10 protein-coding genes and 1 pseudogene are annotated in these 12,190 nt (G+C 71.0%); 3 read left to right on the forward strand and 8 right to left on the reverse strand.

All coding sequences use genetic code 11. From position 1 onward, the window contains the following. Positions 1-10 precede the first annotated feature (10 nt). Positions 11-826 (reverse strand): alpha/beta fold hydrolase, encoded by an 816-nt coding sequence (locus GKE56_RS01205; RefSeq protein ID WP_195908206.1) that lies wholly within the window; start codon positions 824-826, stop codon positions 11-13. A gap of 67 nt (positions 827-893) precedes the next feature. Between GKE56_RS01205 and pruA the strand changes: the two genes are divergently transcribed. Next, complete coding sequence (gene pruA, locus GKE56_RS01210) at positions 894-2,531, forward strand: L-glutamate gamma-semialdehyde dehydrogenase (protein ID WP_154683012.1); 1,638 nt, start codon at positions 894-896, stop codon at positions 2,529-2,531. An 18-nt stretch (positions 2,532-2,549) separates the two neighbouring features. On the opposite strand, the gene GKE56_RS01215 is transcribed toward pruA, so the two are convergent. From GKE56_RS01215 to GKE56_RS16810, 6 genes are all read right to left on the reverse strand, one after another. Continuing rightward, positions 2,550-3,041, reverse strand: a complete 492-nt coding sequence (locus tag GKE56_RS01215; RefSeq protein ID WP_154683013.1) for a DUF2505 domain-containing protein — start codon at positions 3,039-3,041, stop codon at positions 2,550-2,552. Positions 3,042-3,147: 106 nt separating this feature from the next. Then, complete coding sequence (locus GKE56_RS01220) at positions 3,148-4,785, reverse strand: carboxyltransferase domain-containing protein (protein WP_154683014.1); 1,638 nt, start codon at positions 4,783-4,785, stop codon at positions 3,148-3,150. After that, positions 4,782-5,558: a LamB/YcsF family protein gene (locus GKE56_RS01225; RefSeq protein ID WP_154683015.1), complete on the reverse strand. Its 777-nt coding sequence runs from the start codon at positions 5,556-5,558 to the stop codon at positions 4,782-4,784. The genes GKE56_RS01220 and GKE56_RS01225 overlap by 4 nt, the downstream gene beginning before the upstream one ends. Further along, on the reverse strand, positions 5,555-5,926 hold the full coding sequence (locus tag GKE56_RS01230; protein ID WP_154683016.1) for a hypothetical protein: 372 nt from the start codon (positions 5,924-5,926) through the stop codon (positions 5,555-5,557). The genes GKE56_RS01225 and GKE56_RS01230 overlap by 4 nt, the downstream gene beginning before the upstream one ends. Then, positions 5,923-6,174 carry a hypothetical protein gene (locus GKE56_RS01235; RefSeq protein ID WP_154683017.1) on the reverse strand — a complete coding sequence of 84 codons (252 nt, stop codon included), beginning with the start codon at positions 6,172-6,174 and terminating at the stop codon, positions 5,923-5,925. The genes GKE56_RS01230 and GKE56_RS01235 overlap by 4 nt, the downstream gene beginning before the upstream one ends. A gap of 88 nt (positions 6,175-6,262) precedes the next feature. Next, positions 6,263-6,418 (reverse strand): DUF6131 family protein, encoded by a 156-nt coding sequence (locus GKE56_RS16810; protein WP_195908207.1) that lies wholly within the window; start codon positions 6,416-6,418, stop codon positions 6,263-6,265. A 258-nt stretch (positions 6,419-6,676) separates the two neighbouring features. On the opposite strand from GKE56_RS16810, the gene GKE56_RS01240 reads away from it, so the two are divergent. Beyond that, entirely contained in the window at positions 6,677-11,566 is a 4,890-nt protein-coding gene (locus tag GKE56_RS01240) for an NAD-glutamate dehydrogenase (RefSeq protein WP_154683018.1), read from the forward strand. A gap of 68 nt (positions 11,567-11,634) precedes the next feature. Next, positions 11,635-11,706: pseudogene (locus tag GKE56_RS18015) on the forward strand (hypothetical protein); the annotation flags it as partial. Here GKE56_RS18015 and GKE56_RS17065 read toward each other — a convergent pair. Then, the gene (locus GKE56_RS17065) at positions 11,674-12,153 is read right to left on the reverse strand and encodes a hypothetical protein (RefSeq protein ID WP_230209095.1); all 480 of its coding nucleotides are present in this window, start codon (positions 12,151-12,153) and stop codon (positions 11,674-11,676) included. The pseudogene GKE56_RS18015 and the gene GKE56_RS17065 sit on opposite strands and share 33 nt — an antisense overlap. Positions 12,154-12,190 lie beyond the last annotated feature (37 nt).

The following is a 12,190-nucleotide window of genomic DNA, read 5'->3' on the forward strand; positions in this document are numbered from 1 at the left end:
CGCGATAACGTCAGGCGTGGTTGGCTAGCCACGGGTCGACGAGCGCGTGGTAGGTGTCCGGCACGTCGCGGCGCACGCAGTGACCGGCCTCCACGGTGTGGATCTCGAGACAGGGGTTGGCCAGCCGTTGCGCCCGCGCCCGAACGGTGTCGCCCAGCAGCGTCGAGCGCGCGCCGATCACGACGAGGGTGGGCACCCGGAGCGCGCTGACGAGCTCTTCCCACGGATGGGCGAACGAGGCCACCCCGATCCCGAGGAATGCCTCGTCCACCAGAGTCTTGGCCTGCGCCCACGGCGCGAACTCGCTGTCCGGCCAGCCGGGGTTGTCCTGGCGTCCGTCGGCCAGAGCCCCGCTGGGGTCCTCGGCGAACCGGCGACAGTCCGCGATGCGCTCGGCGATGACGTCATCGGCCTGCACGCGCAGGTGCGGGTCGCGCCACGCGGGTTCCTCCAGCACCGCGGCCCGCACGAGGTCGGGGCGCCGTGCTGCCAGGGCGGTCGCCACGCCTCCACCCATCGAGTGCGCCACGAGAACCACACCACGCGGTGAGGTGGTCAGTCGGGCGACGGTCGCCTCGGCCGCGGCATACATCACCTCGAGGGGGTCGGGGGAGGCCAGCTCGCTGGGTGTGAAGCGTGGCGAGCGCCCGTGACCGAGCAGGTCGACACCCACCACGCGGTAGTCGGGCGACCAGCGTCGTACAGCGTCGGGCCAGCAGTCCCCGGAGTCGCCCAGGCCGTGCAGCAGGACCAGCGTCGGTGCCTCAGGGTCCGACGACCCGGCCCAACGGAAGGTGAGGTCGGCCCCGTCGAGCGTGTTCGGCATACGTGACACCATAGGTGCGCCCAACCCAGCGATCGCTACCGAAGCAACCCCGAGGAGCCCGCACACCATGGATGCCGTCACCCAGGTGCCTGTCCCCGTCAACGAACCCGTCCTGGAGTACGCGCCCGGCAGCCCCGAGCGCGCTGCTCTGGTGGTGGCGCTGGCCGAGCTCGGGAGCACCAGCATCGACCTCCCGCACACCATCGCCGGCAAGCGCGTGATGGGCACGGGGAAGAAGATCGAGGTGCGCCAGCCGCACGCCAAGCGCAAGCTGCTCGGCACCATGCGCAACGCCACGGTGACCGATGCGCAGGCTGCGGTCGACGCGGCGAAGGCCGCCGCCCCGGGTTGGCGGGCGCTGTCGTTCGACGACCGGGCGGCGATCCTCCTCAAGGCGGCCGAGCTGCTCTCCGGCCCGTGGCGCGCCCACCTGAACGCCGCCACCATGCTGGGGCAGTCGAAGACGGCCTACCAGGCCGAGATCGACGCCGCGTGCGAGCTCATCGACTTCTGGCGGATCAACGTGCACTTCGCACGCCAGATCCTCGCCGAGCAGCCGCCGCTCAACGCCAAGGGGATCTGGAACCGCACGGACCACCGCCCGCTCGAGGGCTTCGTCTACGCGATCACCCCGTTCAACTTCACGGCCATCGCGGGCAACCTCCCGACGGCGCCTGCCCTCATGGGCAACACGGTTGTCTGGAAGCCGAGCCCGACCCAGCAGTTCGCGGCCCACCTGACGATGTCCCTGCTCGAGGCTGCCGGGCTGCCGCCGGGCGTCATCAACCTCGTGACCGGCGACGGCATCAACGTCTCGAAGGTCGCGTTGGCCGACCCCGACCTCGCCGGCATCCACTTCACGGGCTCGACCCCGACCTTCCAGCACGTGTGGCAGGAGGTGGGCGCCAACCTGCCGCGCTACCGCAGCTACCCGAGGCTCGTGGGTGAGACCGGCGGCAAGGACTTCATCCTCGCGCACCCGTCGGCCGACCCGGATGTGTTGCGCACGGCCATGATCCGTGGCGCGTTCGAGTACCAGGGCCAGAAGTGCTCGGCCGCCTCTCGCGCCTACGTGCCGCGCTCCCTGTGGAAGAAGATCAAGGCAGACCTGGTGTCGATCACCAACGGTCTGACCCAGGGCGACGTCACCGACCTGTCGAACTTCATGGGTGCGGTGATCGACGAGCGCGCCTTCGCCAAGCACTCCGCCGCCATCGACCGTGCCCATGCGACCACCGGCGTCGCCGTCGTCGCGGGTGGCACCTATGACGACAGCGAGGGCTGGTTCGTGCGTCCGACGGTGCTCGAGATCGACGACCCGACGGACGAGTCGTTCCGGACGGAGTACTTCGGGCCCATCCTGTCGGTGCACGTGTACCCGGACCGTCAGTACGACAAGGTGCTCGACCAGATGGAGTCGTTCGCGCCATACGGGCTGACCGGCTCGATCATCGCCCAGGACCGCGTCGCCATCGCCGATGCGACCGCACGCCTGCGGTTCGCCGCGGGCAACTTCTACGTCAACGACAAGCCGACAGGTGCGGTGGTGGGCCAACAGCCCTTCGGCGGTGGACGCGCCTCAGGGACCAACGACAAGGCTGGAGCGGCCCAGAACCTCCTGCGATGGACGAGTGCGCGCTCCATCAAGGAGACCTTCAACCCGCCGACGTCCCACGCCTACGCCCACATGGCCGCGGAGGGCTGACCCAGCTGACCGCTGCCGTCAGCGGTTGAGCCACTCCACGGCGGTCTGGTGCTCGATGGCGATGGCCTCTTCGATGGGGGGTGCGGCGGCCTTCTCCATCTTGCCGCCGATGAGGGGCACGCGGGCCTTGAGCTCTGCGTCCAGGGCCTCGACGGTGCCGGCCCCACCGGGCTGGAGCGACAGGGTGCCCTTGAGGGAGATCGGCGCCCCTGCGACCCCCATCTCGACGGTGCCCTGACGGGTGCCGTCGTCGGAGGCAGGGCCCCAGTCCTGGGTCTCGGTGACCTTGAGCGCGTCTCCGACCATGGACTTGGCGAAGTCGGGCAGTCCGTCGCTGGGGAGCTCGCGCTCGGTGGTGATCACCGTGCGGTCGCCGACGACCTTGACGGTGGCCGAGTGCCTGACTGCGGCCGTGGCGGCGCACTTGGCCTCTTGGAACTTCGCGTCCGACAACACCGCGAAGACCTCGTCAGGCGTGGCGGCGTACTCGACCGTGGTGGCGATCTTCATGCATCTCTCCTCGGGGCGCGAAGGGGTGGCTGCGTCAGCGTAACGGGCGGGGCCGATCATCGCCCGGGGCGCAGTCCGCCGTCGCTGACCTGGTCGCCGGCGCAGGTCAGGACAGCACGAGCCGGACCTGCTGGCCCGGAACGGCCTGGGCGGCGAGATCCACGGAGGCCTCATCGAGCACGGCGACGACCGGGTAGCCCCCGGTGACCGGATGGTCGCTGAGGAAGACCACCGGTCGCCCGCTCGGAGGGACCTGGATCGCCCCGCGCACGAGTCCCTCCGGTGGCAGCTCGGCTTCCATGGCGAGCTCGAGCAGGGCGGTCGGGTCCGCCTCCACTGGTTCGAGTCGTATCCCCACCCTGTCGCTGTCGTGTGACACGCGCCAGGTTGTGGACTGCAGGACCGCCGCGTCCACGAGCCGGTCCTGGCGCGGTCCCCAGGTGCCGCGCAGCCGCAGGAGATCGCGAGGCAGTGGTGCCACCGGAGCCACGTCCACGCTGGGCTGGCCGGACGCCCAGTCGACGGGCAGGACCGTACCTGCGACCACGGGCTCCGGGCCGATCCCGGAAAGGGTGTCGCGAGACCGCGATCCCAGCACCGGGTCGACGGCGAGGCCGCCGCGCACCGAGAGGTACGTGCGCAGCCCCAGTGCGGGCCTCCCGAGCCGCAGCACCTGCCCGTCGCCGAGAAGGAACGGCGCCGCGTGCCCCTGCGGATGCCCGTCCACGTCAGCCGCCACCTCGGCGCCGGTGAGCGCGACGGTGACGCTGCCGCGCGCCCGGATCGACAGCTCGCCGAGCACGACCTCGAGGGCGGCGCATTCCGGACCCTGACCAAGCAACCGCGCACCGAGCCGGTATGCCGCCTGGTCGGCTGCCCCGGAGGGTCCCACTCCCAGCCCGGCGAGGCCGGGTCGGCCGCCGTCCTGCACCAACGCCGGACGGGCGCTGGTGAGCACCTCGAGCAGCGCATACGGCGCGCGGGCCGAGGCGGCGATCCGCGCACTCGGCGGTGTGGCCAGGTCGGTCGTCGGCGCGTGGTCGGCCACGTCCCGGGACACGAACCGGACCAGCCGACCGGGTGCGAGCAGGGCAGGAGGGTCGCGGGTGAGGTCCCAGAGGTTCGCATCCGTGCGGCCGAGCAGCTGCCAGCCGCCGGGGCTCGAGCGAGGGTAGATGCCGCTGAACTCGTCGGCGAGAGCCACGGACCCCGCCGGCACACTGACTCGCGCCGATGCCCGGCGTGGCACCCGGAGCCGCGGGTCGCCGCCGACGAGGTAGGCGAACCCCGGAGCGAAGCCGGCGAACCCCACCCGCCAGGGGGTGCCGGTGTGTGCGGCGACCACGCCCGCCACGGTGAGGCCGGTCAGCCGGGCGACGTCGTCCAGGTCCGCCCCCGAGTAGTCGACCTCGATCTCGATGGTCTCCGCGTCCGCTGTCGCAGCAGCGCCTGACTCAGGATCGGCATACGCGTCCGACGAGATGGCCCTCACGACCGCGTCGCGGACCCGGGGGAGGTGTCGGGCCGACTGCGCGATGACCAGCACGGTGCGGGCGCCCAGGACGACGTCGTCCACCATGGCCGAGGACGAGGCGACGGTTGGGTCGACGGCTGGGTCGACGGCTGGGTCCAGGGCAGCTGTGAGGCGAGCCTGCAGCGCCAGGGCTTCGGACAGCGAGCCGCACTCGACGAGCACGGCACGCTCGCCCGCGCGCAGCGCTCGAGGCGGCACGCGATCGGTCACCGGGCGGCGCCGGCACCCACGAACGGAGCCACCCGGACCCCGGCCGCGGCAAGGCCGGCCCGGACCACGCTGGCCAGGCCCACGGCCCCGGGCGAGTCCCCGTGCACGCAGACCGAGTCGGCCAGGACGGGCACCCAGGTCCCGTCCACGGCGACCATGCCGCCGTCGGTCACGAGCCGGACGACGCGCGCCGCGACGACCTCGGGATCGTCGATCACCGCGTCGGGTTCGGAGCGCGGGACGAGGGTGCCATCGGCACGGTAGGCGCGGTCGGCGAACGCCTCGCCGACTGTGGCCAGACCGGCCTCCGCGGCCATGCGCAGGAGGAGGGAGCCCGGCAGTCCGACGAGCGGTAGCGAAGGGTCGAGCGCGCGGACCGCCTCGACCACGGCCCTGGCTTGGCCCTCGTGCGAAGTCATGGCGGTGTAGAGGGCGCCATGCGGCTTGACGTAGGCCACGCGGGTGCCCGCCACCCGGGCGAGCGCGTCGAGGGCCCCGACCTGGTAGATGACGTCGGCCGTGAGGTCCGCGGGGGCGACGTCGATGAAGCGTCGTCCGAAGCCGGCGAGGTCGCGGTATCCGACCTGCGCGCCGATGGTGACGCCCTCGGCTGCGGCGCTGCGGCACACCGAGAGCAGCGTGGTGGGGTCGCCCGCGTGGAAGCCGCACGCGACGTTGGCACTCGTGACGATGCGCAGCATCGCCGCGTCGTCGCCCAGGGTCCACCGCCCGAAGGACTCGCCGAGATCGGCGTTGAGGTCGATGGTCCTCATCGGCGCAGCGCGTCGGCGTGGACGCTGAGCGCGGACTCGGCGGCACGGGCCGTGGCCAGGAGCCGCTGACGGTGCTGACGGACCAGGACCCCGGCCGTCTCGGCGGTGGGGGACATGCGGCGGGCCGCAGCCTGGGCGTCGGCGAGGTCGGTCGCATGGGTCTGCATCGCGCGGCCCAACCGGTCGAGCTCGGCGGTCACCGCGGCGGCGGCCGCGTCGAGACGATCCACCCGTTCGTCGCGGGCACCGATGGAGTCGAACGCGTCATGCGCCCGGCGCCCCGCGACCCACTGCCGCGCGGCGAGCAGCCGCAGCGCGCCACCGGACTGGGAGCACGACGCGGGATCGCCCGGCACGGGCCGGGTCATCGCCGGACACCCGAAGCGGGCGCATCGGCGGCGAGGGCCACGGCCAGGTCAGCTGCGGTGGCATCGATCTCGCGCAGCAGGTCAGCCACCTGGTCGAGGCAGCTGTCGAGGGCGCGCTGGGTCTCGCGGTCGCCCACCTCGGGGTAGAGCGCCAGGACGTCCTCGGCACCGACCCGGGCGCACTCGCGCAGCTGCGCCAGCGCCGCGCCGGGGAGGGGGCGGCCGGTGTCGGCCGGGGCGGACGGCATACCGACACTGTAGTGAGCGCAGACGAACGGCCCCCGTCGATACCCACATGGGGATCGGCGGGGGCCGTTCGAATCCGTCTCACACCGGTCAGTACCAGTGCTTCCTGCCACCAATGCCGTTTCCGAGCGCGCCGATGAGCGCGAGGATGAGGCCGATCACGAGCAAGATGATGCCGATCGTCTTCAAGATGGCGATGCTTGCCACCAGGCCGATGATCAGCAGGATCAGTCCGAGGATGATCACAGTTGCGCTCCTTCTTCCGGTGAGGGTCTTCACACCGAACCACAAAATGGCCGGAAAACCTAGTCTGACCTGCGCGAACGTCGGTTGCGAACAAGGCCAAGCTGCGGTATGCCGGGAGCACTGCCGGCGGTGTTCGGGGGCCGACGCGCCGCCGTCGCCGCGAGCGCTAGTCTCGGGTTGGCACACAGCGCAGTGCGCCACATGTCCTCCCAAGCCCGCAGGGGGGCGTGACGACACGTGAGGATGAACTCGACAGTCATGTCTGCGTCGCTGGAGCAGTCCCGTCAGCAACTGTTGCGATCGGCCGCGGATCTCGCGGACCAGGCGGACCATCCCGCCGGGGAGCTCGAGCAGTTCCTCCGCAGCTACTACCGCCACGTGGCCACCGAGGACCTGCTGGCTCGCGGGCCCGAGGACCTCCTCGGTGCGGCCCTGTCCCACCGCGAGCTCGCGCAGAGTCGTCCGGTCGGCACGGCGAAGGTCGACGTGTTCAACCCCGGTGTCGAGGAACACGGCTGGGCGAGCGGCCACACCGTCGTGCAGGTGGTCACCGACGACATGCCCTTCCTCGTCGACTCGGTCACGGCCGAGCTCCTGCGCATGGAGCGCGCCGTGCACCTCGTCGTCCACCCGACGATCCGCGTGCGTCGCGACGCCGCTGGCGAGCTCCAGGAGATCCTGCTCGGCGACGAGACTCCGGACGGGACTGCCGAGAGTGGGTTCGGCGAGGTCCGCGAGTCGTGGATGCACCTCGAGATCGACCGCGACAGTGACCCGGCCGCGCGCGCCGAGGTCACCGAGGGTCTGCGCCGGGTGTTGGGCAACGTGCGCGAGGCGGTCGAGGACTGGCCCAAGATGAAGGCGACCTGCGCCCAGCTCGCGCTCGAGCTCGGCGACAAGCCGTCCGACGGGATCCCCGACGCCGAGGTCGAGCAGGCGCGCGGGCTGCTCGAGTGGTTGGCGGACAACCACTTCACCTTCCTGGGCTACCGCGAGTACGCCCTGCACCGAGGCGTGGAGCGCGACCGGCTCGAGGCGGTCCACGGCACTGGTCTCGGCCTGCTGCGCTACGACCCGACGGGCGAGGGGGTCTGGCTGTCCGAGCAGGCGCGCTCGGTGGCGCGCGCTCCTGAGCTGGTCATCATCACCAAGGCCAACTCGCGGGCAACGGTGCACCGCAACACCTACCTCGACTATGTCAGCGTCAAGCAGTTCGACGACGCCGGCGAGGTCACCGGCGAGAAGCGGTTCCTCGGACTGTTCACCTCCAGCGCCTACACCGAGTCGGTGACCCGGATCCCGGTGGTTCGAGACAAGGTCGCCGCCATCTTCGAGCGCAGCGGGTTCCTGCCCGACTCGCACTCGGGCAAGGACCTGCTCGAGGTCCTCGAGAACTACCCACGCGACGAGCTCTTCCAGGCTGGCGAGGAGGAGCTCTACGACAACGCGACGGCAGTGCTCTACCTCCAGGAGCGGCGCAAGACCAAGCTGTTCCTGCGGCGTGACCGGTTCGGCCGGTTCGTCTCCTGCCTGGTCTACATCCCTCGCGACCGCTACAACACGGCAGTCCGGCTCAAGATGGAATCCATTCTGCGACAAGCGTTTCCGGGTGCGACCGTCGACTTCACGACCCGGGTGTCCGAGTCGGTGCTGGCGCGCCTCCACTTCGTCGTGCGCGTTCCCGCGGGTGAGTCGATCCCCGAGGTCGACGAGGCAGCGCTCGAGCGCCAGCTGGTCGACGCGACGCGCACGTGGGAGGAGGACCTCGGCGAGGCGGCTCGGGCCGAGCACGGCGAGGAGGCCGCGGCCCGCCTGTCCGGGCTCTACGCGCGGGCCTTCCCCGAGGCATACAAGGAGGACTTCAGCCCCCGCGTGGGCGTCGCCGACATTCGGCACATGGACGCCCTCGAGACCGACGACGCGACCGGCCTCAACATGTACCAGGAGCCCGGGGCTCCGGCCAACGAGCGCCGGTTCAAGCTCTACCGGCGCAGCCCGCTGTCGCTGACCCAGGTCCTGCCGATGTTCACGCACATGGGGGTCGAGGTCGTCGACGAGCGGCCCTACGAGATCGAGCGCAGCGACGGGGTGCGCCTGTGGGTCTACGACTTCGGCCTGCGCGTCAAGGGCGACAAGGTCTGGACCGGCGACGGCAGCCGCGACCGGCTCCGTGAGCTGTTCCAGGACGCGGTCGGTGCCGTCTGGACCGGTCGGGCCGAGAGCGACGGCTTCAACGCCCTGGTGCTCGGCGCGGGGCTCACCTGGCGCCAGGTCGTCATCCTGCGCACGGTCGCCAAGTACCTCCGCCAGACGGGCTCGACCTTCTCCCAGGAGTACGTCGAGTCCGCGCTCGCCTCGAACCTCCCGCTCGCGGGCAAGCTCGTGGCCCTGTTCGAGGCCCGGTTCGACCCCATCCGGTATGCCGGTGACACCGGTCCCGGCCGTGCCGCTGCCGAGTCGGCGGTGTGCCAGGAGATCACCAAGGGCCTCGACGAGGTCAAGAGCCTCGACCACGACCGGATCATCCGGGCCTTCCTCGGCGTGATCACCGCGGCGCTGCGGACGAACTACTACCAGGGCGACGAGACCGGCGAGCCGAAGTCCTACGTGTCGCTGAAGCTGGACCCCACCAAGGTCCCCGACCTGCCCGCGCCGCGGCCGCAGTTCGAGATCTTCGTCTACTCACCGCGGGTCGAGGGCGTGCACCTGCGGTTCGGCCCGGTCGCCCGCGGCGGACTGCGCTGGTCCGACCGGCGCGAGGACTTCCGCACCGAGGTGCTCGGGCTGGTCAAGGCCCAGATGGTCAAGAACGCCGTCATCGTGCCCACCGGCTCCAAGGGCGGCTTCTACGCCAAGCAGCTGCCCAACCCGGCGGTCGACCGCGACGCGTGGCTGGCCGAGGGCATCGCGTCCTACAAGGTGTTCATCTCCGGGCTGCTCGACATCACGGACAACCGCAGCGGGGCCGAGATCGTGGCCCCGGCTTCGGTGGTGCGCCACGACGTCGACGACCCCTACCTCGTGGTGGCCGCCGACAAGGGGACGGCGACGTTCTCGGACATCGCCAACGGCGTCGCGCAGTCCTACGGCTTCTGGCTCGACGACGCCTTCGCCTCGGGCGGTTCGGCCGGCTACGACCACAAGGCGATGGGCATCACCGCCCGCGGTGCCTGGGAGTCGGTGAAGCGGCACTTCCGCGAGATGGGCGTCGACACCCAGACCGAGGACTTCACCGCGGTCGGCGTCGGCGACATGTCCGGCGACGTCTTCGGCAACGGCATGCTGCTGTCCGAGCACATCCGGCTGCTCGCGGCCTTCGACCACCGCCACATCTTCATCGATCCCGCTCCGGTCGCGCAGACCAGCTTCGCCGAGCGCAAGCGCCTCTTCGACCTGCCGCGCTCGTCCTGGGCCGACTACGACACCTCGCTGATCAGCCCCGGCGGTGGCGTCTTCGACCGGTCGCTCAAGGCGATCGCCGTCACGCCCGAGATGCGTGAGGCCCTCGGCCTGCCGTCCGGCGCGACGTCCATGACGCCGGCGGAGCTCATGAAGGCGATCCTCCAGGCGCCGGTCGACCTGCTCTGGAACGGTGGCATCGGCACCTACGTCAAGGCGACGTCCGAGTCGAGCTCCGACGTCGGTGACCGGGCCAACGACGCGATCCGCGTCGACGGCATACAGCTGCGGTGCAAGGTCGTCGGTGAGGGCGGCAACCTCGGCCTGTCGCAGCTCGGTCGCATCGAGGCCTCGCTGCACGGTGTCCGGGTCAACACCGATGCCATCGACAACTCGGCGGGGGTCGACACCTCCGACCACGAGGTCAACATCAAGATCCCGCTGACCGCCCTGGTCCGCGGCGGCGACATGACCCTCAAGCAGCGCAACGCCCTGCTCGCGTCGATGACCGACGAGGTCGCCCACCAGGTCCTGCGCGACAACTACGAGCAGAACGTCCTGCTGGGCAATGCCCGCGCCCAGGAGCACCCGATGCTGCCCGTCCACCAGCGGCTCATCCACTGGCTCGAGGAGCGTGGTGACCTCGACCGCGCGCTGGAGTTCCTGCCCTCCGACGCCGAGCTGGAGCGCCGCGCGCAGGCCGGTCTGGGCCTGAAGTCGCCCGAGTTCTCGGTGCTCGTGGCCTATGCCAAGCTCGCCCTCAAGGAGGACCTGCTGCCCTCGGAGCTGCCCGACGACCCGTGGTTCCAGCAGACCCTCACCGACTACTTCCCCTCGGCGCTGCGCGAGCAGTACACCGAGCAGCTGGCCGAGCACCCGCTGCGCCGCGAGATCATCACCAACTCGGTGGTCAACTCGATGGTCAACCGCGGCGGCATCACGTTCGCCTTCCGGGCGATGGAGGAGACTGGCGCGACCCCCGAGCAGATCGCCCGGGCGTTCGTGGTGTGCCGCGAGATCTTCGACCTGCCGAGCTTCGTCCACGAGGTCGAGGTGCTCGACAACGTCATCTCCACCGATGTGCAGAGCCAGCTGTACCTCGAGTTCCGGCGGCTCATCGACCGGTCGATCCGCTGGTTCCTCACCTCGCGACCGTCGCGGCTCGACGTGGCCGGCGAGGTGGCGCGGTTCGGTGCGGTGGTGCGTGAGTTCGCTCCGCAGATCTCCTCGCTGCTCAAGGGTGCCGAGCTGAAGCGGTTGCAGCGCAACGTCTCCCTGCTCGACAAGGCGGGCGTCCCCGAGGAGCTCGCCCTGCGCTCCGCCAGCCTGCTCGACCAGTTCTCGCTGCTCGACATCGTCGACATCGCGACCGACACGGGCGAGCCGCCGGCCGACGTCGCGCCGCTGTACTTCCTGCTGTCCGAGCGGTTCGGCATCGACGGCATGCTCACCCGGGTCACCAACCTGCCCCGCGACGACCGGTGGGATGCGCTGGCCCGTGGCGCCCTGCGCGACGACCTGTATGCCGTGCTCGAGAGCCTGGTGCGCTCGGTCATGGACGCGTCCACCCGCGGGGCCGAGCCGATGCGCCGCTACGAGGAGTGGGCCAAGGCCAACGCCGAGTCGCTGACCCGGGCGCGCACGGCATTGTCGGGGATCGAGCGACTCGACAAGCCGAACATCGCGGCCTTGTCCGTCGCGCTGCGCACCCTGCGCTCCGTGATCCGGTCGGGAGCAGCGACGTCGTGACGGCCGGCGTCGACCCGGGGCTGGGCCGGTTCCCCGTCGTGTCGGTGACGCGCTACCCCGTCAAGTCGATGGGTGGTGAGTCTCTCGACCTGACCGAGGTGGGCGCCTCAGGACTGATGGGCGACCGCGCGTGGGCCGTGTACGACGGCGCCGGCAAGCTGGCGAGCGGCAAGCACAGCCGCCGGTTCCGCCGGATGGACCCCGTCTTCGCCCTGACGGCGCAGGGCGGGGACGGGCACACCGTGGTGCACTTGCCCGACGGCAGTGAGGTCGTGGCCGGCTCGCCGGAGGCGGACTCGGCGCTGAGCGCGCACTTCGGCGAGCCGGTCTGGCTGCGCACCAAGACCGCCGTTGCGCACCAGGACGCCGCCGAGGTCAGCCTCGTCGGCACCGCGACGCTGGCCGAGCTCGGTCGCATCGATGCCGGAGGGCCGGTGGCGCCGGGCCACCTGCGGACGAACCTCGTCATCGAGACCACCGAGCCGTATGCCGAGGACGCGTGGGCCGGTCGCGAGCTCACCATCGGCTCGACGGTGCTGCGGGTGGTCGAGCCGATCGAACGCTGCCGGATGGTCGGCGTCGCCCAAGTGGGGTTGTCACCTCGGCCCCGGCTTGTTGCAGACC

It is taken from the genome of Nostocoides sp. HKS02, from assembly GCF_009707485.1.
Classification (GTDB): domain Bacteria; phylum Actinomycetota; class Actinomycetes; order Actinomycetales; family Dermatophilaceae; genus Pedococcus.

Coding starts and splice junctions, on each gene's coding strand:
- GKE56_RS01235 (WP_154683017.1), bottom strand. CDS start 6,174: ATGCCGTCCGCCCCGGCCGACACCGGCCGCCCCCTCCCCGGCGCGGCG.
- GKE56_RS01205 (WP_195908206.1), bottom strand. CDS start 826: ATGCCGAACACGCTCGACGGGGCCGACCTCACCTTCCGTTGGGCCGGG.
- GKE56_RS01230 (WP_154683016.1), bottom strand. CDS start 5,926: ATGACCCGGCCCGTGCCGGGCGATCCCGCGTCGTGCTCCCAGTCCGGT.
- GKE56_RS01215 (WP_154683013.1), bottom strand. CDS start 3,041: ATGAAGATCGCCACCACGGTCGAGTACGCCGCCACGCCTGACGAGGTC.
- GKE56_RS01225 (WP_154683015.1), bottom strand. CDS start 5,558: ATGAGGACCATCGACCTCAACGCCGATCTCGGCGAGTCCTTCGGGCGG.
- pruA (WP_154683012.1), top strand. CDS start 894: ATGGATGCCGTCACCCAGGTGCCTGTCCCCGTCAACGAACCCGTCCTG.
- GKE56_RS01240 (WP_154683018.1), top strand. CDS start 6,677: ATGTCTGCGTCGCTGGAGCAGTCCCGTCAGCAACTGTTGCGATCGGCC.